This window comes from Roseomonas sp. TF40 (assembly GCF_057219975.1).
Genome location: NZ_JBXVVR010000001.1, coordinates 14,935 through 34,152, shown reverse-complemented (window position 1 = coordinate 34,152; position 19,218 = coordinate 14,935). Strand labels below are relative to the sequence as shown.

The window sequence follows — 19,218 nt, the reverse complement described above, 5'->3', positions numbered from 1 at the left end:
CGTGCTGGGCGCGTTGGCCATGCTCGCCGATGGATAGCCATCGGCTCCGCTGTCCGCCTTCCCAGCCCGAAAAATCCCTCGCCGGCTGCATCCCGGCCCCAACTGTCCACAGGCCCTAGAGCAATATGCGTTCAGACGGGTCCATCTGAACGCATATCTCGCTAACGCCAGTAGTGGCGGCCGTGGCCTGACCCATGGCCCTGGGAATAGCCGCGCCCGACGCCATGGCCCCAATAGGCGCGCGGCGGCGGGTAATAGGGGCGGTAGACCGGCCGCGGCGCGTAGAAGCGAGGGGGCGGGTAGTAGGGGCGCGGGGCGGCATAGCCGTAGCCACCGCCGTAATACCCACCATGCACCGGCGTCACACCCCCGGCCACGACGCAGCCGGGCGCCAAGGCCAGCGAAGCGAGGACAAGAAGCGCGCGAAGGCGACGCATCACGGGTCTCCCTGCGGCGAAGGAAAAGGCCCGCCGCGTGGGGAGAGATTTCACCCGCCCGCAAGGGATTTTGCGGGCGGGATCAAGGTGGTTTGAAGGCGGGGTTACTGGTCCGCGTAGACGTGGCTCTCGCCCGCCGCACCCGGATGCGTCACCGCGCCCAGCGCCGCGGGGCCCACGGTCTGCGCATACTTCCACAGCGCGCCGGAGGTGTATTGCGTCGCCCGCGGCGTCCAGGCGGCGCGGCGCTTCGCCATCTCGGCCTCATCGACCAACACGTCGATGCTGCCCTTCTCGGCATCGATGACGATCTTGTCGCCGTTCTTCAGCAGGGCGATGGGCCCGCCCACCGCGGCTTCCGGCCCGACATGGCCGATGCAGAAGCCGCGCGTCGCGCCGCTGAAGCGCCCATCGGTGATCAGCGCCACCTTGTCGCCCATGCCCTGGCCGTAGATGGCGCTGGTCGTGCTCAGCATCTCGCGCATGCCGGGCCCACCCTTCGGGCCCTCGTAGCGGATGATGATCACATCGCCCGGCTTGTAGGCGCGCTGGTCCACGGCGGCGAAGGCATCTTCCTCGCAATCGAAGCACAGCGCCGTGCCCTCAAAGCGCAGGTTCTTCATGCCGGCGATCTTCACGATCGCGCCCTCGGGCGCCAGCGTGCCCTTCAGCGACACCACGCCACCGATCGGCGAGACCGGGTCGGAGGTCGGGCGCACCACATCCTGATCCTTCGGCACGATGACGTTGCGATGGTTCTCGGCCAGCGACTTGCCGGTGACGGTCATCGCATCGCCGCGCAGATAGCCGCCATCGAGCAGCGCACGGATGATGGTCGGCACGCCGCCGACATTGAACACATCCAGCGCCACATACTTGCCGCCCGGCTTGAGGTCCGCGATGTGCGGCGTGGCGCGCATGATCTCGGCCACGTCATGGATGTCGAACTTGATGCCGGCCTCATGCGCGATGGCGGGCAGGTGCAGCGCGGCGTTGGTCGAACCGCCCGTCGCGCCGACGATGGCGGCCGCGTTGAACAGCGCATCCTTGGTCACGATGTCGCGCGGGCGGAGATTGCGGCGGATCAGCTCCACCACCGCCTTGCCGGATTCCACCGCCCAATGGTCGCGCCGCTGGTCGGGCGCGGGCGCGCCGGCGGAACCGGGCAGCGCGAGGCCGATGACCTCGCTGATGCAGGCCATGGTGTTGGCGGTGAACTGGCCGCCGCAGGCCCCCGCGCCGGGGCAGGCGGCGCGCTCGAGCTCGTCCAGCTCCTCATCGCTCATGTTGCCGGCGGCGTGCTGGCCCACGGCCTCGAAGACGTCGAGCACGGTCACGTCGCGGCCGCGATGCCGGCCCGGCATGATCGAGCCGCCATACATGAACACGCTCGGCACGTTCAGGCGCACCATCGCCATCATCAGGCCCGGCAGCGTCTTGTCGCAGCCGCCCAGGCCAACCAGCGCGTCATAGCAATGCCCGCGCATGGTGAGCTCGACGCTGTCGGCGATCACATCGCGCGAGGCGAGCGAGGACTTCATCGACTGGTGGCCCATCGCGATGCCGTCGGTCACGGTGATGGTGGTGAATTCGCGCGGCGTCGCGCCGGCTTCCTTCACGCCGACCTTCACGCTCTGCGCTTGGCGGGAGAGCGCGATGTTGCAGGGCGCGGCCTCGTTCCAGCAGGTGGCGACGCCAACGAAGGGCTGCTCGATCTCCTCCTTCGTCAGGCCCATCGCGTAGTAGTAGCTGCGATGCGGCGCGCGCTCCGGCCCCACCGTCGTGTGGCGGCTCGGCAGCTTCGACTTGTCCCATTTGGTCATCTGACGGTTCCTTCGATTCTTTGCAGTCAGCCGGCGAGGAGCAGGAAGCCCACGCCGAGAGTGAGGCCCACCACGGCGCCCGCGGCCTGCGCCTGCGCGCGGGTCAGCCGGCGGCCGAGGATGTCGCGCTTGGGCAGGACATCCGCAGCGAAGATCACCGGTGCGGAGAACAGCACGATGGCAAGCAGCAGCTTGATGGTGGCGGCGTCGAACATGCTAGTCGGCGAGCCGAGCGAGGGCGGCGTCGAGGCGGAGCATCTCGGCCTCGAAATTGGCCAGGCGCTCGCGGTTCTCCTCGATGATCTCCTCCGGCGCGCGCGCCACGAAATCGGCATTGCCGAGCTTCGCCAGCACCTTCTTCGCCTCGGCCTCGGCCTTGGCGCGTTCTTTCGCGAGCCGCGCGCGCTCCACGGCGAAGTCGATGACATCGGCGAGCGGGAGCATCACCGTCGCCTCGCCTACCACCACCTGGGCGACACCCTTGGGCGCCGGCCCTTCCAGCGCGGTGATGTCTGTTGCGCGAGCGAAACGTCGGATCGGCTCGATCCAGCGCGCCGCACGCGCCAGCGTGGCGGACGACGCCCCCTGCAGCAGCAGCGGCGCCGTGACTGAGGGCGGCACATTCATCTCCGAGCGCACGGCGCGAATGTCGGAAATCAGCTTCACCACCCAGTCGAGTTCCTCGCGCGCCGCCTCGGCCTCGGGCACCGGCACGGCGCCGGGCCAGCTTTCGCGGATCAGCGTGCACTCGCCGCCATAGCCGAAGCGGTGCCACAGCTCCTCCGTGATGTAGGGCATGGAGGGGTGCAGCAGCTTGAGGATGGTGCCGAAGACATGCTGCGCCGCGCCCTTCAGCTCGACCTTGGCAGCCTCATCCTCGCCATAGAAGACGGGCTTGGCGAATTCGAGGAACCAGTCGCAATAGCTGCCCCAGACGAAGCGATAGGCGGCCCCGCCATATTCGTCGAAGCGATAGGCCTCGAGCGCCGCGCTGCATTCCGCCACCGCGCGATTCGCGCCATCGAGGATCCAGCGCGACAGCGCGGAGCTGGCCTTCGCCGGATCATAGGCCGGGTCCGCGGCCACGCCATTCATCTCCAGGAAGCGCGCCGCATTCCACAGCTTCGTGCCGAAGGACCGGAAATCCTCGACGCGCTTGCGCCCGAGCTTCACGTCGCGCCCGGGGCCGGTCAGCGAGGCGATGGTGAAGCGCAGCGCATCCGCGCCATAGGCGTCGATGAGTTCCAGGGGGTCCATGACGTTGCCCTTGGACTTCGACATCTTCTGGCCCTTCTCGTCGCGCACGAGGCCGTGGATGTAGACCTGCTTGAAGGGCACCTCACCCATGAAGTGGATGCCCATCATCATCATGCGGGCGACCCAGAAGAAGATGATGTCGAAGCCCGTCACCAGCACGTCGCCGGGGTAGTACTTGGCGAGTTCGGGCGTCTTTTCCGGCCAGCCCAGCGTGCTGAAGGGCCAGAGCGCGCTGCTGAACCAGGTGTCGAGCACGTCGGGGTCGCGCACCAGTTCCACATCGCGCCCGAACTTGGCCCGCGCGGCTTCGCGCGCCTCTTCCTCGGTGCGGGCGACGAAGACCTCGCCATTCGGCGCATACCATGCCGGGATCTGATGCCCCCACCAGAGCTGGCGCGAGACGCACCAGGGCTGGATGTCGCGCATCCAGCTGTAGAAGGTGTTCTCCCATTGCCGCGGCACGAAGACCGTCTGCCCCGTCTCCACCGCCTTGATGGCGGGCTGGGCCAGGGTATGCGCATCCACATACCACTGCATCGTCAAGCGTGGCTCGATGGGTACGCCGGAGCGGTCGCCATGCGGCACTTGGTGCGTGTGAGGCACTATTTTTTCGATTAGGTCGAGTTCAGATAGCCGCGCAACAATAAGTTTTCGCGCTTCAAATCGATCTCGTCCGTCGAGGTCTGTCAGGAAATCGTGCTCGCTGCTTATGAGCAGCTTCTCGATCGGTATGGCCTCCCTAATCCTGATGCGTGCCTCGGCATCGAGAACTGAAATCATCTCTAGGCCATGCCGCTTGCCGACCTCGAAATCGTTGAAGTCATGCGCGGGGGTGATCTTCACCGCGCCCGTGCCCTTCTCGGGGTCGGAATAGGTATCCGCCACCACCGGGATGCGTCGGCCCGTCAGCGGCAGGATCACATGCTTGCCGACCAGATCCGCGAAGCGCGCATCCTCGGGATGCACGGCCACCGCCGTGTCGCCCAGCATCGTCTCGGGCCGGGTCGTCGCCACCATCAGGAAGCGGCCGGGCTGGCCCTCCACCGGGTAGCGCAGATACCAGAGGCTGCCCTTCACCTCCCGCGCCTCGACCTCGAGGTCCGAGATCGCGGTCTGGAACACCGGGTCCCAGTTCACGAGGCGACGGTCGCGGTAGAGCAGCCCCTGCGCGTGCAGCGTGACAAAGACCTCCCGCACCGCGCGGGAGAGCCCCTCATCCATCGTGAAGCGCTCACGCGGCCAATCGAGGCTCGCCCCCAGGCGGCGCAGCTGGCGCGTGATGGTGCCGCCCGATTGCCCCTTCCACTCCCAGACATGCTTGAGGAAGGCCTCGCGCCCCATCGTGCGACGGTCCAGCCCCTGGCTGGCGAGCAGGCGCTCCACCACCATCTGGGTCGCGATGCCGGCATGGTCCGTGCCCGGCTGCCAGAGCGCGTCGCGGCCCTGCATGCGGCGCCAGCGCGTCAGCATGTCCTGCACGCTCATCGTCAGCGCATGGCCGATATGCAGGCTGCCCGTGACGTTGGGCGGCGGGATCATGATGGTGAAGGGCCTGGCGGGCGAGGCGGGATCGCAGGCGAAGGCGCCGGATTTCTCCCATCCCTCATAGAGGCGGGCTTCCACGGCGGCAGGGTCGAAGGATTTGTCGAGCATGCCTCATCCCTTCCCCGCCCGGCGCCCGGCCGTCAAGGGTTAGGCGCCAACCTCAGGGCAGCGCGCGGCCCACCACGCGCTCGATCTCCGCGCGCACCAGGCGTTCCACCAGCGGCGGCAGATGCTGGTCCAGCCAGGATTTCAGCAGCGGGCGCAATTCCTCCCGCACCACATCCTCGATCGAGGGACCGCCGCGATGCACCGGCGCGCTGCGTTCGGCGGCGACCGTACGCAGCAACTGGCCGAGTGCGGCGGTGGTGGCGGCCGCGACGGCCGGGGCGACGAGGCCATCGAAGCTGGCGGGGGCTTCCGGCGGCGGCGCGGGGGCCGGCACGGGTGGGGGCGTTTCGGCGAGCGCGACCACCGGCGCCGGCGCCGCGGCCTCGGGCGGGGTGACCAGCATCTCCTCGGTCAGCACCAGCGGTGCCTCGGCCGGCGGCGCGGCGGGGGCGGCCGTAGCCGGAGCGGGTGTTGCGGCCGGGCTGGCGCCGGGCGCCCCCTCATCCTCGTTCAGGATGCGGCGGATCGAGGCGAGGATGTCGTCCATCGCCGGATCACCGGCGGGCTTGCCATCCGCGCCCGCGCCGCTCATGCGTCAGCGCCCCTGCTGGGCGTAGTCGCCCCAACCGGCCCAGCGGTTCCGCACTTCGCGGTAATAGGCCTCCATGTCGTAGATCTGCACCGGCAGGTTGAGATCCCGCGCGGTGAGGCGCCCGACGGAGGTGGCAAGGCTGTGCGAGGCGGTGATGACGTTCGCCAGCGCACGCACCAGGCTGACGCGGGCGTTGAGCAGTTCCTGCTCGGCGTTCAGCACGTCGAGCGTCGTGCGGCTGCCGACGATGGCCTCGCGCTGCACGCCATCCAGCGCGATCTCGGCGGCGCGGATCTGGGCGCGCACGCTGTCCACCTGGGCGCGGGCGGCGGTCAGCGTCTCGAAGGCCGCGGTCGCCTGCTGGGTGGCGAGGCGGCGCTGGTCCTCCACCACGCTGCGCGCCTGCTGCGCCGATTGCCGCGCCTGGCGCACCAGCGCGTGTTCCGCGCCGCCCTGGTAGAGGGGCATGGTCACGTTCGCCGTCACCTGGCTGCCGGTCGCGCGGGTATCCGCCGTCGTCGCATTGTCGTTGCGGAAGGTGGAGGCGTTGAGGCTCACCTGCGGCAGCAGGGAGGAGAAGTTCACGTCGATCAGGTCGCGCGCCGCGGCCTCATCGAACAGGGCGGCGACCACGTTCGGGTTGTTCTGGCTGGCCAGCACGCCGGCCTCCCGCGAATTCGGCACGGGGGTGCGCAGCGGCTGCGGCGCGACCAAGCGCTCGGGCGCCTGGCCGACGAGCCGCGTGAAGGTGGCGCGCGAGGATTGCAGGCGGCCTTCCGCATCGGCCCGCGCCGCGCGCGCGCCGGCGAGGCGGCTTTCCGCCTGGGCCACGTCCGTGCGCGTGATCTCGCCCACCCGGAAGCGCTCATTCGTCGCCTGGAGCTGCCGGGTCAGCACCTGCTCGTTGTTGATGTTGAGCCGGACTTCCTCCTGGTCGCGGATCACGGCGACATAGGCGACGACCGTGTCCTGCAGCACCTGCTGCTCGGTCGCCAGCAGGCGCGCGCGCTGGGCCAGCACCTGATTCTCCGCCCGGCGGGTCGAGGCGGTGGTGCGCCCGCCGCGATAGAGCGGCTGGGTCACGCTCGCCTGGGCCGAGAGCGGGTCGCGGTCCGTGTTGGTGCGGCCATTGGGCGAGGAGCGCGACCCGGTGAGGGTCGTCTGGCCCTGCGCATTGCCCGCGCTGCCGGTGATCTGCACCGTCGGGCGCCAGCCGGCGAGGGCCTGGGGCACGTTCTCATCCACCGCGCGCAGCTGGGCGCGGGCGGATTGCAGGGTCGGGTTGTTGGAATAGGCCATCGCCAGCGCTTCCTGCAGCGTCTGCGCGGCGGCGGGCCGGATGGCGAGGATCTGGGCCGAGGGCGCCAGCATCAGGGCCGCCAGCGTCAGCACAGTGCGGGATGGCATCATGGCAAGCTGTCTCCAACGGCGCGGGGGCTTTGCGGCACCCTACACCGAAACCCAAGGATCAGAAAACAAAGCCTTGCGGCGGCTGGAAGGCGGCCAGGGGCGCGGTGCTGCAATCGAAGGCATCGGCCAGGCTGAAGCTCCCGCCGGCCCGGCGCCCGATCACCGCCCGTGCGCCACGCCCGCGCGGCCCGCCGGCCAGCACGGTGACAAGCCGCCCGCCCTCCGCGAGTTGCCCGGCCAGGGCCGGCGGCACGGCAGGGATCTCGCCCTCGACCAGGATGGCGTCATAGGGCGCGCCGGCGCCGTGGCCCTCGGGCAGCGGCGCCTCGACCAGCGTCACGGCGCCCGCCGGCACCAGCCCCGGCAGCAGGCGGCGCGCGGTGGCGAGAAGCCCCGGTTCCGACTCCACCGCGACGATTCGCGCCCCGAGCGACGCGGCCACGGCGCTCGAATAGCCCGTGCCCGCGCCCACCAGCAGCAGCCGGTCCCCGTCGCGCAGCGCGAGCAGCTGCAGCAGCCGCGCCAGCATCATCGGCTGGATCATCACCCGCCCGCCGGGCAGCGCCAGATCCTGGTCCGCATGGGCGCGCGCCACCAGCGCGGCCGGGACGAAGAGATGCCGGGGCAGAGTGCCCATGGCGGCCAGCAGCAGCGGGTCCGTCACCCGGTTGGGGCGAAGCTGGCCATCCACCATGAAGCGCCGGGCCCGGGCGAAAGCGTCTTCCGCCGGCACTTCGGCCGCGATTTCCGAGAGGTCTGCCACGTCGCTCATCATCATTCCTTGCCTCCCCCCGCTTATAGAAGCGCCAGGCCCCGCGGCCAAGCGCTGCACTGCACCACGCCGCCGCGCTTGACCGCCGCCGCGCCCTGCCGGATAGAGGCGCCGTGAGGCCGCGTGGCAGAGTGGTGATGCACCGGACTGCAAATCCGTGAATGCCGGTTCGATTCCGGCCGCGGCCTTACCTTTCCTCCGCCGGACCTTCTTTCGGCTGGGGGGCTTCACCGGGCGGCGTGCCCTTGCTATACGCCGCCGCCTTGGCTGATCCGGCGTGGCGCAGCGGTAGCGCAGCGGACTGTTAATCCGTTGGTCGTTGGTTCGAATCCAACCGCCGGAGCCATCTTTCCCTCTCCCATCTCCCTGCGGCCGCGACGTTGTCGCTTGGCCCGTGCTTCGCCTAGGCTGCCCGTTGGAAGGCGCGGTCACGGCGCCGGGCGAACACCATCGGGGAAGCTCCATGATCGAACGCAGTGCCGGCCGCGAGGCCCGCGAGATCAGTGCCGCCGAGGCCGCGGCCCTGGTGCGGCCCGGCGACTGGCTCGACTACGGCGCCGCCTTCAACCAGCCCGACGCCTTCGACCGTGCCCTCGCGGCCCGCGCGGCGGACCTGCACGACGTCCACATCCGCAACTGCCTGTCCATGCGCCCGCGCGCTGTGCTGGAAGCGGACCCGCAGCGCGCGCATTTCGCCTGCTACAACTGGCATTTCTCCGGCTATGACCGGAAGAAGCACGATGCCGGGCTGTGCCACTACATCCCCTGCAACCTGGGCGAGATCCCGGACTATTACCGCCGCTTCGTCCCCCGCCTGGACATCGCGATCCTCAAGGCCGCGCCGATGGATGCGGAGGGCTATTTCAACCTCGGCCCGCTCAGCCTCTGGCACCCCGCCGTCGCGGAGCGGGCGCGCATCCTGATCCTCGAGATCACGCCCGACATGCCGCGCGTGATCGGCACCCATGTGCGGCTGCACCGCAGCCAGGTGGACTACGTGATCCAGGGCGATGACACGCCCACCCCCGAACTGCCCAACGCCCAGGCAAGCGAGGTGGATCGCGCCGTCGCGCGCCTCATCGCCGGCGAGATCGAGGATGGCGCCTGCCTGCAGGTGGGCATCGGCGGCATGCCCAACGCCGTCACCACCCTGCTGCGCGACTCGGGCGTGAAGGATCTCGGCGTGCATACCGAGATGCTGAATGACGGGCTGATCGAGCTCTACCGCGCCGGGCGCGTCAGCGGCGGGCGCAAGGCCTTCGACCAGGGGCTGCTGACCTACAGCTTCTGCCTCGGCAGCCGCGCCAGCTACGAGACGCTGCGCGACAATGACGATTTCCTCTGCCGCCCGGTGGATGAGACGAACATGCCCGACATCATCGCCCGCAACGACCGGACGGTGGCCATCAACAACACCACGCAGCTCGATCTGCAGGGCCAGGCGGCCTCCGAATCCGATGGGCATCGCCACATCAGCGGCACCGGCGGGCAGCTGCAATTCGTCCGCGGCGCCTATGCCTCGAAGGGGGGCAAATCCTTCATCTGCCTCGCTTCCACCTATGAGCGGCACGGCCAGCGGCGCAGCCGCATCGTGCTCGACCTCACGCCGGGCAATGTCGTGACCACGCCGCGCAGCGACCAGATGTTCGTGGTGACGGAATACGGCATCGCGAACCTCAAGGGCCGTTCGGTGCCTGAGCGCGCGAAGGCCATCATCGGCCTCGCCCACCCCGACTACCGCGAGGAGCTGGCGCGCGCGGCGCGGGCGAAGGGTCTGGTGCCGCCGCACTATCTGTGACGCCGCGGCTGGTCCTGCTGGATTTCGACGGCACCCTGGCCGATAGCCGCGCCTGGGCGCTGTCAGCCGTGAACGCCGCCGCCCCGCGCTTCGGCTATGCGCCGCTCTCCCCCGCAGCGGCGGAGGCGCTGCGCGGCGAGGGCACGACGGCGATCCTGCGCGCGCTCGGCCTGCGGCCCTGGCAGATCCCGCGCCTTGCCGCGCATCTGCGCGCGGCGGCCGGCGCCGCCCCGCCACCCGCGCTCTTCCCGGGCGTGGACGCGTTGCTGGCCGCGCTGCAGACGGGCGGGCTGCGCCTCGCGCTGGTGACCTCGAACAGCGAGGCGAATGTCCGGCGCGCGCTGGGCGCGGCGCTTGCGGCGCGCATCACCGACTGGGCCTGCGACGCCGCGCTGCTCGGCAAGGCGCAGAAATTCCGCGCCGTGCTGCGCGCCGCCGCTATTCCCCCCGCCGAGGCCTTCGTGATTGGCGACGAGACGCGCGACATCGCTGCCGCGCGAAGCGTCGGCGCGCGGGTGGGCGCCGTGAGCTGGGGCTACGCTACGGAAACGGCGCTGGCCGCCGCCGGCCCGGACGTGATCTTCCGCGACATGGCGGCGATTCCTGCCTTCCTCGGCCTTCAGCCGATGCGCGACGCGGCCTCGGGCGAAACCCAGGCGAGTTGACCGGCGGCGAAGGTCGCCATAGGCGCGCGCCGCGCCGGGTCCACCACCACGATGTCGCCGCGCAGCCCAGGCGCGATCCGCCCGCGATCGACAAGCCCCGCCGCTCGTGCAGGATTGCCCGAGACCAGCTCCCAGGCGGCGGCGAGATCCAGCACGCCGCGCCCCGCCATGACGAAGGCGGCCTCGAGCATCGCCGGCCAGTAGTAGTCGGAGGCCAGCACGGTCACGAGGCCGCGCTCGGCCAGCGGTGCGGCTGCCGACCAGCCCATATGGCTGCCGCCGCGCACCACATTGGGCGCGCCCATCACCACGGCCTCCCCGGCCGCGCGCGCGGCCTCGGCCACGGCCTCGGACATGGGGAACTCGCAGATATCGGCGCCCAGGGCACGGAAGGCGGCGCGCATCTCGGGCGTTGCGTCGTCATGGCTGAGCATCGGGATGCACGCCGCGCGCGCCGCCGCGGCGAGGCGCGCCTGCGCCGCCGGCACCTCATCCCGCCGCGCGAAGACGCGATGCGCCAGCGCGACGAAATCCTCCGTCGGCATCCCCGCCCGCGCCGCATACTTCGCGGCCTCGGCCGGGCGGGCGATGCGCTTCACGATGCCCGGCGTGTGGTCGTTATAGGCAAGCAGTGCCACGCGCCCGGCGGCGATGTCGCCCAGCACCTCCTCCAGCGCGTCGAGATTGTCGGCCTCGAAACGGCAATGGATGCGCAGGTCGCAGCCCGCGGTGGCACGCGCGGCCTCGACGGCGGCGAGGGTGGCGCGCCAGGCCTCGATGCCGCGCAGCCCCGGCTCCCAGGACAGGGTCACGCCCAGGAAGGCGGTGGTGATGCCGGCAGCGAGCAGCTGCGCCGCCGAATCGCGCATCGCGAGCCCGGCCGGGAAGCCGATACCCGGGCGTGGCTGCATCTGCCGCTCATGCGCATCGCCATGGATGTCCACGAGGCCGGGCAGCACGAGCAGCCCGCGCGCATCGAAGCGCGTCCCGCCGGCCGGCCCGGCGATGACCCCATCCGCCAGCGACACATCCCCCGGCGCCAGCGCGCCGCCGCGCAGCACCTCGCCCCCGGCAATCAGCCAATTCCTCAAGATCAGGACTCCACGACGAGTTGCACGCGCCCTGCCGCGTAGCGGGCCTGTGTGACATCCACCACCTCGCCCGCCGGGTCGGTGTTCACCGCCTCGGCCACCAGGACCGGGCGGTTGCGCGATTGCTGCAGGATCTCCGCCTCCTCCGCCGTGGGCAGTCGGGCCGTGACGCGCGTGACACGGCGGCGGTAATCCGGCACGCCGCAGGCGGCCAGCGCCGCGGTGATGGAGGGATCCTCCGCCAGCAACGCCGGCAGCTTCGCGAAGCGCGCGGCCGGGAAGTGATGCGCGCCGAGCACGATGGGCCGCCCATCGGCCAGGGCGAGGCGCTCGACCAGGATCACCGGGCGACCGCGCCGGATGCCCAGCGCCTCGGCCAGCGTGGCCTCGGCGGCGATCTCGGCGATGCGCAGGATGCGCCCCGCAGGCTCGCGATTCTGGCGGCGGATGTTCTCGCTGAAGCGCGTACGCGGACCGAGCGTGTAGTCCAGCACATCCTCGGCCACGAAGCTGCCGCGGCCCTGCTCGATGCGGATCAGCCCGCGCCCTTCCAGCTCCTCCATCGCGCGGCGCACGGTGTGGCGGTTGACGGCGAAGCGGGCGGAGAGCTCGGCCTCGGTCGGCAGGCGAGCGCCGGGGCCATGGCCGCCGCCGGCGATCTCACGCTCCATCGCGCTCGCGATCTGGCGCCAGAGCGCGACACCCTGGCCGCGCGCGAGGCTGCCTGGGGCGCTGGTCATGCCGGGACACTCCGCATCATCGCATGATCCGTCATGGAAAGTTCAACCTCGGGCGGTCCAGGGCGTGGCAGTTTCACTTGACCTTACCGGGACGGATGACTAGTCGTCTATACCAATTATGCCCCCAGAACCGGACAGACCCAGGCCTTGACCCAAGCCGACCCCGAACGCCGCCGCTGGATGGGCGTGCTCGCCCGCGCCAGCGCGGCCGAGATCGCCGAACGGCTCGACACGCTCCCTCCCGCGCCGGCCCATCGCCGCCTGCGCGGGCCGGAAACCGGGCTGGTCATGGTGCGCGGCCGCGCCGGGGGCGATGGCGCGCCCTTCAACCTGGGCGAGATGACCGTCACGCGCTGCACCGTGCGGCTGGAGGATGGCACGCTCGGCCACGCCTATGTCGCCGGGCGCGACGCGCGCCAAGCCGAGCTTGCCGCGCTGGTCGATGCGCTGATGCAGGATGGCGCGCGCAAGGCCGCCATCGCCGCGAGGGTGATCGCGCCGCTGCAGGAAGCCCAGGCCGCACGCCGCGCGACCGAGGCACGCCGCGCCGCCGCGACCCGCGTGGAGTTCTTCACCATGACGCAGATGCGCTGATGCCAACCACCCTCGCCGGCTTCGCCGACCCTGTTCTCGACGCCCAGGCCGCCTTCCGCGCGGTGCTGGAGGCGATGAGCCGCCCGGGCCGGGTGCAGACCCTCATTGCCCTGCCCGAGACGCCGCCCGGCCTCTCCCCTGCCGCCGCCGCGGTGCTGCTGGCGCTGGTCGATGCCGATACGCGCCTCGCCCTCGCCGCCGGCCCGGCCGCGGAGGCCTGGGTGCGCTTCCATTGCGGCGCGACGCTGGTGGCCCCGGGTGCCGCGCAATTCGTGCTCGACGCCAGCGCGCGACTCACCGATCTCGATGCCGGCACCGAGGAGGAGCCCGAGCGCGGCGCGACGCTGATCCTGGAGGTCGCGGGCCTTGCCGAGGCGCCCGGCTGGCGCCTCTCCGGCCCTGGCATCCGTACCGCGCATCACCTGCGGGTCGAGGGCGCGCCGGCCGGCTTCCCCGCCGCCTGGGCTGCCAACCGCGCCCGCTTCCCGCGCGGCGTGGACGTGATTCTCTGCGCGGGCGCGCGCCTCGCCGCCCTGCCCCGCACCGTGCTGATCGAGGAGGGCTGAGCGATGTATGTCGCCACCAAGGGCGGTGAGCGCGCGATCGGCGCGGCGCATGCCTGGCTCGACACCACGCGGCGCGGCGATGCGGCGCTGCCCGAGCTCACCGCCGCGCAGCTCGAGGCGCAGCTCGGCCTCGCGGTGGATCGCGTGATGGCCGAGGGCTCCTGCCATGATCGCGGGCTCGCGGCGCTGGCGGTGAAGCAGGCGCGCGGCGACCTGATCGAGGCCGCCTTCCTGCTGCGCGCCTATCGCACCACCCTGCCCCGCTTCGGCGCGAGCCTGCCGCTCGACACCGATGCGATGCTGCTGAAGCGCCGGGTGAGCGCGACCTACAAGGACCTGCCGGGCGGGCAGGTGCTGGGCCCCACCTTCGACTACACGCACCGCCTGCTGGATTTCCGCCTTGCCGCCGCGGGGCTTGCGCCCGAAGCACCGCCCGAGGCCGAGCCCAGCCCGGACCCGGCGCCGCGCGTGACCGAAATGCTGGCCCGCGAAGGCCTCATGCAGCGCGAGGCCGCGGAGGATCGTGAACCGGGGGACCTGACGCGCGAACCCCTCGCCTTCCCCGCCGATCGGCGTCTGCGCCTGCAGGCCCTCGCGCGCGGCGATGAGGGGTTCCTGCTCGGCCTGGGCTACTCCACGCAGCGCGGCTATGGCGGCAACCACCCCTTCGTCGGCGAGATCCGCATGGGCGAGGTGACGGTGGAGTTCGAGCCCGCCGAACTCGGCTTCGCGATCGAACTGGGCGAGATCGGCATCACCGAATGCCAGATGGTGAACCAGTTCAAGGGCAGCCGCACGGAGCCGCCGCAATTCACGCGCGGCTATGGCCTGGTCTTCGGCCATGGCGAGCGCAAGGCGATGGCGATGGCGCTGGTCGATCGCGCGCTGCGCGCCGCCGAACTCGGCGAGGCGGCGGAAGCGCCGGCGCAGCAGCAGGAATTCGTGCTGTCGCATTGCGACAATGTGGAGGCGACCGGCTTCGTCGAGCATCTGAAGCTGCCGCACTACGTGGATTTCCAGAGCGAGCTCGAGAATGTGCGAACGATGCGGGCCAGCACGGAGGCCGTAAAGTGACGCATCACGCCGGCTACAACTTCGCCTATCTCGACGAATCCACGAAGCGGATGATCCGCCGCGCCATCCTCAAGGCGGTGGCGATCCCTGGCCACCAGGTGCCCTTCGGCTCGCGCGAGATGCCGCTGCCCTATGGCTGGGGCACGGGCGGCATCCAGGTGACGGCGGCGGTGCTCGGCCCCAGCGACGTGCTGAAGGTGATCGACCAGGGCTCGGACGACACGACCAACGCCGTTTCCATCCGCGCCTTCTTCCGCCGCGTCGCCGGCGTCGCCACCACCGAGCGCACGGCGGAGGCGACGATCATCCAGACGCGCCACCGCATCCCCGAGCGCCCGCTGACCGAGGCGCAGATCCTGGTCTACCAGGTGCCGATCCCCGAGCCGCTCGGCCGGCTCGAGCCCCGCATCGCCGAGACGCGGCGCCTGCACGCCATGGCCGATTACGGGCTGATGCATGTGAAGCTCTACGAGGACATCGCGCGCTTCGGCCATATTGCGACCAGCTACGCCTATCCGGTGATGGTGAACGGGCGCTACCTGATGTCGCCCTCCCCCATTCCCGCCTTCGACAATCCGAAGATGGACCAGATGCCCGCGCTGCAATTGTTCGGCGCGGGGCGCGAGAAGCGCATCTATGCCGTGCCGCCCTATACCAGCGTGAAGAGCCTGGATTTCGACGACCACCCCTTCCGCCCCATCCGCGCGCCGCATGCCTGCGAACTCTGCGGCGCGGAGGACACCTATCTGGATGAGGTGCTGACCGATGATCGCGGCGGGCGCATCTTCGTCTGCTCCGACAGCGACCATTGCCAGGAACGCCAGGCGATGAAGGCGGCCGCCGAATGAGCGCGCAACCCCTGCTCACCGCGCGCGACCTCGAATTGCGCTTCGGCCGCGTCGCCGCGCTCGATGGCGTGGACATCGACATCTGGCCCGGCGAGGTCGTGGCCATCGTCGGCGAGAGCGGCAGCGGCAAGACCACGCTGCTGCGCGTGCTCTCGGGGCTGATGCGTCCCGATGCCGGCAGTGTCGCCTATCTCGGCCAGGACGTGCTCGGCATGGGCGAGGCCGCGCGGCGGCGCCTGATGCGCACCGAATGGGGCTTCGTGCACCAGAATCCGCGCGACGGGCTGCGCATGGCGGTCTCCGCCGGCGGCAATATCGGCGAGCGGCTGATGGCGGTCGGCGCGCGCCACTACGGCAACATCCGCGCCGAGGCCGCCTCCTGGCTCGCCCGCGTGGAGATCGACGCCGCGCGCATGGATGACGTGCCGGCGAAATTCTCGGGCGGCATGCAGCAGCGCCTGCAGATCGCGCGCACGCTGGTGACCCAGCCGAAGCTGGTCTTCATGGATGAGCCGACGGGGGGGCTGGATGTCTCGGTGCAGGCGCGGCTGCTGGATCTGATCCGCGCGCTGGTCGCCGATCTCGGCCTCGCCGTGCTGATCGTGACGCATGACATCGCGGCGGCGCGGCTGCTGGCGCATCGCGTGCTGGTGATGCGGGAGGGGCGCGTGGTGGAACAGGGGCTGACGGACCGCGTGCTGGATGATCCGCAACATCCCTATACACAGCTTCTCGTCTCCTCGGTGCTGGCGGCATGAGCGCGTCGGAGGGTCGCAGGGCCGAAGGGCCCGGAGAGCTGAACCCCTCGCGCCCGACATGGGTCATCCGAGCCGAGGGCCTCGCCAAGGAATTCCGCCTGCACCTGCAGGGTGGCGTCGCCATCCCGGTGCTGCGCGACCTCGCGCTGGAGGTCGCGCCAGGCGAATGCGTGGCGCTGGCCGGGCCTTCGGGCGCGGGCAAATCCACCTTGATGCGCTGCCTCTACGGAAATTACGGCGCCGATTCGGGGCGCATCCTGCTGCGCCACCAGGGCGCGGTCGTCGACCTGGTGGCCGCGGATGCGCGGGCGATGCGCGCCATCCGGCGCGACACGCTCGGCTATGTCAGCCAGTTCCTGCGCGTCATCCCGCGCGTCGGCGCGCTCGACATCGTGGCGGAACCGCTGATGGCGCGCGGCATGGCGGCGGCGCAGGCGCGCGCACGGGCCGGCGCGCTGCTCTCGCGCCTCAACCTGCCGGCCCGCCTGCACGGCCTGCCGCCGGCCACCTTTTCCGGCGGCGAGCAGCAGCGTATCAACCTCGCGCGCGGGTTCGCCGCCGAATATCCGGTGATGCTGCTCGATGAGCCGACTGCCAGCCTGGATGCCGCCAACCGCGAGATCGTCATCGCGCTGATCGCGGAGGCCAAGGCGCGCGGCGCGGCCATCATCGGCATCTTCCACGATACCGAGGTGCGCGACCGCGTGGCCGACCGGCTTTTCGACGTGCACCCCATCCAGGACGCAGCATGATCCCCGAGACCATCCTGACCAATGCGCAACTCGTGCTGCGCAACGAGGTGCTTCCCGGCACGATCGTGCTGCGTGGCCAGACCATCCAGGACGTGCAGCCCGGCCGCAGCCACCTTGCCGCGGCGCATGACCTCGATGGCGACCATGTGATCCCCGGCATCGTCGATGTGCACACCGACAATCTTGAGCGCCAGGTGCAGCCCCGCGCCACCGCGCGCTGGCCCAGCCGCTCGGCCATGCTGGCGCATGACACGCAGACCGCGGCCGCGGGCGTGACGACGGTGCTGGATGCGCTCTGCCTCGGCGATCTTGGCTTCGACACCGGCCGCACCCAGACCTTCCGCGAGGGCGTGGAGGATCTGGACGCGCTGGCCCATACCGGGCTGCTCAAGAGCGAGCACTTCCTGCATCTGCGCTGCGAATTGCCGGCGGTGGACATGCCCGGGCTGGTGGAGGGTGTCGCCGACCACCCGCTGGTGCGCATGGTGAGCCTGATGGATCACTCGCCCGGCGTCGGCCAGTACCGCGACATCGCGCGCTACCGCGCCATGCGTATTCGTCAGGCGAATCTCTCGCCGGAGTTGGTGGACCGGCGCATCGCCGAATTGCTGGAACAGCGCGAGCGCCTGCGTGGCCCGCAGCGGCGCTGGCTGCTGGACCGCGTGGCGCATCGCCACCTGCCGCTGGCGAGCCACGATGATGACAGCGCCGAGGGCGTGGCCGAGAACGCCGCCGATGGCATCATGATCAGCGAATTCCCCGTGGTGCTGGAAGCCGCCGCGGCGGCGAAGCGCCTGGGCGTGGAGGTGATCGCGGGTGCGCCCAACATCGTGCGCGGCGGCAGCCATTCCGGCAACGTCGCCGCCGCCGACCTCATCCGCGCCGGCACGGTGCAGGTGCTGGCCAGCGACTATGTGCCGCCCGCGATGATCGAGGCCGCCTGGATCGCCGCCGCCAGCGGCGATGTGACGCTGCCAGACGCCATCGCGATGATCACCGACAATGCCGCGCGCATGGCCGGCTTCGCCGATCGCGGCCGCATCGAGGCCGGGCTGCGCGGCGACCTCGTGCAACTGCGCCCGCATGAGGGCCATGCCATCATCCGCCGCGTCTGGCGCGGTGGGGAGCGCGTGATCTGATGCGCCCCGATCGTCGCAGGGCCGCAAGGCCCGGAGACGTGAATCGGTGGCGCCGATGACTCGCGTTGCCTGCTATTGGGCGCCGCGTCTGGAAGACCCGCTGCACCGGCTCGGCTCGCAATGGCTGGGCCGCGACACGGAGACCGGCGCGACGCTGGCGCAGCCCGCCCTGCCCGGCCTCGACATCGCGGAGATCACGCGCGAGGCGCGCGGCTATGGCCTGCATGCCACGCTCAAGCCGCCCTTCCGTCTGACCACCAGCTACGCGGCCCTGCGCGCCGATGCGATGGCGCTGGCCGCGCGCACCGCGCCCTTTGCCCTGCCACCGCTGGTGCTGGCCGAGCATCACGGCTTCCTCGCCCTGCTCGAGTCCGAGAAGTCGGCGGCGCTGCAGGCCTTCTGCGATTCCTGCGTGGAGGCGCTGGACGCGCATCGCGCACCGCCCACGCCTGAGGAGATCGCCCGCCGCCGGCCCGAACGCATGACCGAGCGCCAGCGTGACCACCTGCATCGCTGGGGCTACCACTACGTCTTCGACGAATGGTGGTTCCACGTCACGCTCTCACGTCGCCTGGATGCGGCGGAGATGGCGATCGTGAAGCCCGCGCTTGCGGCGCATCTCGGCAGCGTGCCGGCCGCCCCCCGCCGCGTGACGGAGTTGTGCCTCTTCACCCAGGCGGGGCCGGGTGCGCCCTTCCTGCTGGCCGAGCGTCTGCCGCTGCTCGGTTGAGCGCGGCAAGCACGGCCGCCACGCCGGCCGGCACGCTCGCGTCGTTCATCACGGTGGCGATGTCGAGGCCCGCGGGCAGCGCCTGCTCGCGCGCCAGCCTTGCGGCGATGTCGGCCGCGCTCTCCCGCCCCCGCGCCGCGAGCCGCGCGGCCAACACCGGGCCAGGTGCGGTGATGTTCAACACGCGCAGCCGAAACCGCGGCGCTGCCTCGACGAGCACGGCGCGCGAGATGTTCGCGATCACGACCCGCCCGGCCAGGAGATCCGTCTCGATGTCGGCGGGGATGCCGTAGAGCAGGCCATGCGCCTCCCACCACAGCGCGAAGCCGCCCGCGTCACGCCGCGCGAGGAAGGCGGCGCGTGTCAGCGCCTCATGCGCCTCGCCGCCTGCCTCCGCATCGCGCGTGATGCAGCGGCGCACGAAGCGGAATCGCGCATCGCCGGCCAGCGCCGCGCGCGCGCCCTCCATCAGCGTGTCCTTTCCCGCGCCCGAGGGCCCGACCACCGCGACCAGCATGG

General features: G+C 70.9%; 20 protein-coding genes and 2 tRNA genes. 12 read left to right on the top strand and 10 right to left on the bottom strand.

All coding sequences use genetic code 11. From position 1 onward, the window contains the following. Positions 1 to 161: 161 nt before the first annotated feature. The 7 genes from AC2D9U_RS00175 to AC2D9U_RS00145 form a co-directional block, all read right to left on the bottom strand. Positions 162 to 437, bottom strand: coding sequence for a hypothetical protein (locus AC2D9U_RS00175; protein ID WP_484745200.1), 276 nt, complete (start codon positions 435 to 437; stop codon positions 162 to 164). 104 nt (positions 438 to 541) lie between these two features. Then, a complete protein-coding gene (ilvD, locus tag AC2D9U_RS00170) occupies positions 542 to 2,260 on the bottom strand; it encodes a dihydroxy-acid dehydratase (protein WP_484745198.1) in 1,719 nt (572 codons plus the stop codon). A 26-nt stretch (positions 2,261 to 2,286) separates the two neighbouring features. Continuing rightward, complete coding sequence (locus AC2D9U_RS00165) at positions 2,287 to 2,475, bottom strand: hypothetical protein (protein ID WP_484745197.1); 189 nt, start codon at positions 2,473 to 2,475, stop codon at positions 2,287 to 2,289. A gap of 1 nt (position 2,476) precedes the next feature. Further along, positions 2,477 to 5,170 (bottom strand): valine--tRNA ligase, encoded by a 2,694-nt coding sequence (locus AC2D9U_RS00160; protein WP_484745195.1) that lies wholly within the window; start codon positions 5,168 to 5,170, stop codon positions 2,477 to 2,479. A 52-nt stretch (positions 5,171 to 5,222) separates the two neighbouring features. Continuing rightward, the gene (locus tag AC2D9U_RS00155) at positions 5,223 to 5,762 is read right to left on the bottom strand and encodes a DUF2497 domain-containing protein (protein ID WP_484745193.1); all 540 of its coding nucleotides are present in this window, start codon (positions 5,760 to 5,762) and stop codon (positions 5,223 to 5,225) included. 3 nt (positions 5,763 to 5,765) lie between these two features. Further along, the gene (locus tag AC2D9U_RS00150) at positions 5,766 to 7,172 is read right to left on the bottom strand and encodes a TolC family outer membrane protein (RefSeq protein WP_484745191.1); all 1,407 of its coding nucleotides are present in this window, start codon (positions 7,170 to 7,172) and stop codon (positions 5,766 to 5,768) included. Between the two features lie 58 nt (positions 7,173 to 7,230). After that, positions 7,231 to 7,944 (bottom strand): protein-L-isoaspartate O-methyltransferase family protein, encoded by a 714-nt coding sequence (locus AC2D9U_RS00145; RefSeq protein WP_484745190.1) that lies wholly within the window; start codon positions 7,942 to 7,944, stop codon positions 7,231 to 7,233. Positions 7,945 to 8,061: 117 nt separating this feature from the next. On the opposite strand from AC2D9U_RS00145, the gene AC2D9U_RS00140 reads away from it, so the two are divergent. The 4 genes from AC2D9U_RS00140 (at position 8,062) to AC2D9U_RS00125 (ending at position 10,407) form a co-directional block, all read left to right on the top strand. Continuing rightward, positions 8,062 to 8,132: transfer RNA gene (locus AC2D9U_RS00140), tRNA-Cys, on the top strand. Positions 8,133 to 8,215: 83 nt separating this feature from the next. Beyond that, positions 8,216 to 8,290: transfer RNA gene (locus tag AC2D9U_RS00135), tRNA-Asn, on the top strand. A gap of 117 nt (positions 8,291 to 8,407) precedes the next feature. Continuing rightward, the gene (locus AC2D9U_RS00130) at positions 8,408 to 9,742 is read left to right on the top strand and encodes an acetyl-CoA hydrolase/transferase family protein (protein ID WP_484745189.1); all 1,335 of its coding nucleotides are present in this window, start codon (positions 8,408 to 8,410) and stop codon (positions 9,740 to 9,742) included. Then, positions 9,739 to 10,407, top strand: a complete 669-nt coding sequence (locus tag AC2D9U_RS00125; RefSeq protein WP_484745187.1) for an HAD hydrolase-like protein — start codon at positions 9,739 to 9,741, stop codon at positions 10,405 to 10,407. Before AC2D9U_RS00130 ends, AC2D9U_RS00125 begins: the two co-directional genes overlap by 4 nt. Here AC2D9U_RS00125 and AC2D9U_RS00120 read toward each other — a convergent pair. Together AC2D9U_RS00120 and phnF are read right to left on the bottom strand one after the other, a co-directional pair. Further along, positions 10,362 to 11,498, bottom strand: a complete 1,137-nt coding sequence (locus AC2D9U_RS00120; protein ID WP_484745185.1) for an alpha-D-ribose 1-methylphosphonate 5-triphosphate diphosphatase — start codon at positions 11,496 to 11,498, stop codon at positions 10,362 to 10,364. The two genes, AC2D9U_RS00125 and AC2D9U_RS00120, sit on opposite strands and share 46 nt — an antisense overlap. Before the next feature lie 2 nt (positions 11,499 to 11,500). After that, positions 11,501 to 12,238, bottom strand: coding sequence for a phosphonate metabolism transcriptional regulator PhnF (gene phnF, locus AC2D9U_RS00115; RefSeq protein ID WP_484745184.1), 738 nt, complete (start codon positions 12,236 to 12,238; stop codon positions 11,501 to 11,503). Between the two features lie 147 nt (positions 12,239 to 12,385). Between phnF and phnG the strand changes: the two genes are divergently transcribed. From phnG to AC2D9U_RS00075, 8 genes are read left to right on the top strand one after another with little or no spacing between them, the layout of a single operon-like run. After that, the gene (gene phnG, locus AC2D9U_RS00110; protein WP_484745182.1) at positions 12,386 to 12,832 is read left to right on the top strand and encodes a phosphonate C-P lyase system protein PhnG; all 447 of its coding nucleotides are present in this window, start codon (positions 12,386 to 12,388) and stop codon (positions 12,830 to 12,832) included. Beyond that, a complete protein-coding gene (phnH, locus tag AC2D9U_RS00105; protein ID WP_484745180.1) occupies positions 12,832 to 13,398 on the top strand; it encodes a phosphonate C-P lyase system protein PhnH in 567 nt (188 codons plus the stop codon). Before phnG ends, phnH begins: the two co-directional genes overlap by 1 nt. A gap of 3 nt (positions 13,399 to 13,401) precedes the next feature. Then, entirely contained in the window at positions 13,402 to 14,472 is a 1,071-nt protein-coding gene (locus AC2D9U_RS00100) for a carbon-phosphorus lyase complex subunit (RefSeq protein WP_484745178.1), read from the top strand. Next, positions 14,469 to 15,320 carry an alpha-D-ribose 1-methylphosphonate 5-phosphate C-P-lyase PhnJ gene (locus AC2D9U_RS00095; protein WP_484745177.1) on the top strand — a complete coding sequence of 284 codons (852 nt, stop codon included), beginning with the start codon at positions 14,469 to 14,471 and terminating at the stop codon, positions 15,318 to 15,320. Before AC2D9U_RS00100 ends, AC2D9U_RS00095 begins: the two co-directional genes overlap by 4 nt. Then, complete coding sequence (gene phnK / locus AC2D9U_RS00090; RefSeq protein WP_484745176.1) at positions 15,317 to 16,078, top strand: phosphonate C-P lyase system protein PhnK; 762 nt, start codon at positions 15,317 to 15,319, stop codon at positions 16,076 to 16,078. The genes AC2D9U_RS00095 and phnK overlap by 4 nt, the downstream gene beginning before the upstream one ends. Then, a complete protein-coding gene (phnL, locus tag AC2D9U_RS00085; RefSeq protein ID WP_484745174.1) occupies positions 16,075 to 16,830 on the top strand; it encodes a phosphonate C-P lyase system protein PhnL in 756 nt (251 codons plus the stop codon). Before phnK ends, phnL begins: the two co-directional genes overlap by 4 nt. Beyond that, entirely contained in the window at positions 16,827 to 17,969 is a 1,143-nt protein-coding gene (locus AC2D9U_RS00080; protein ID WP_484745173.1) for an alpha-D-ribose 1-methylphosphonate 5-triphosphate diphosphatase, read from the top strand. The genes phnL and AC2D9U_RS00080 overlap by 4 nt, the downstream gene beginning before the upstream one ends. 55 nt (positions 17,970 to 18,024) lie before the next feature. Further along, positions 18,025 to 18,699, top strand: a complete 675-nt coding sequence (locus AC2D9U_RS00075) for a DUF1045 domain-containing protein (RefSeq protein ID WP_484745170.1) — start codon at positions 18,025 to 18,027, stop codon at positions 18,697 to 18,699. On the opposite strand, the gene phnN is transcribed toward AC2D9U_RS00075, so the two are convergent. Further along, a complete protein-coding gene (phnN, locus tag AC2D9U_RS00070) occupies positions 18,638 to 19,216 on the bottom strand; it encodes a phosphonate metabolism protein/1,5-bisphosphokinase (PRPP-forming) PhnN (protein ID WP_484745168.1) in 579 nt (192 codons plus the stop codon). The two genes, AC2D9U_RS00075 and phnN, sit on opposite strands and share 62 nt — an antisense overlap. Between the last annotated feature and the right edge of the window lie 2 nt (positions 19,217 to 19,218).